The organism is Janthinobacterium sp. NKUCC06_STL, assembly GCF_019345455.1.
Taxonomy (GTDB): domain Bacteria; phylum Pseudomonadota; class Gammaproteobacteria; order Burkholderiales; family Burkholderiaceae_D; genus Janthinobacterium; species Janthinobacterium rivuli.
Genome location: NZ_JAHKQY010000033.1, coordinates 1 through 428 on the forward strand (window position 1 = coordinate 1; position 428 = coordinate 428).

Sequence of the window (428 nt, forward strand, 5' to 3'; positions counted from 1 at the left end):
AGGCCGCAGTGGTGCGCAACAGCGGCAGCCTGTACGCGGCCGGCGAGCAGCGCTTGCAGGTAACGGGGACCTTGACCAATACGGGGGTGATCGCGGCGCAGGGTGACAACCGCATCATGGCCGAACGCATCGACAGCGGCGCGCAAAGCCTGCTGGGCGCCGGCATCAAGGCCGATGGCAGCCTGGCGCAAAGCGGCGACCTGACCCTGACGGCCACGCAAGCGATCACGGCCAGCGGGCAGAATCTGGCGGCGGGCCACGCCAGCCTGACGGGCACCTCGCTGGACCTGGGGCTGAGCCAGACCAGCGCCGGCAGTATCGATCTGACGGCGAGCCATGGCAATATCAGCACGGCGGGTGCCGTGGTGAGTACGCCGGGGCTGCTGAGCATCACGGCCAACAACCAGGAACAGCAAACCCTGCAGAAC

1 protein-coding gene is annotated in these 428 nt (G+C 68.0%); it reads left to right on the top strand.

The window, feature by feature from the left end:
• Positions 1 to 428: hypothetical protein (locus KO539_RS29860; protein ID WP_219313994.1), on the top strand; the 428-nt coding region annotated here is incomplete at both ends.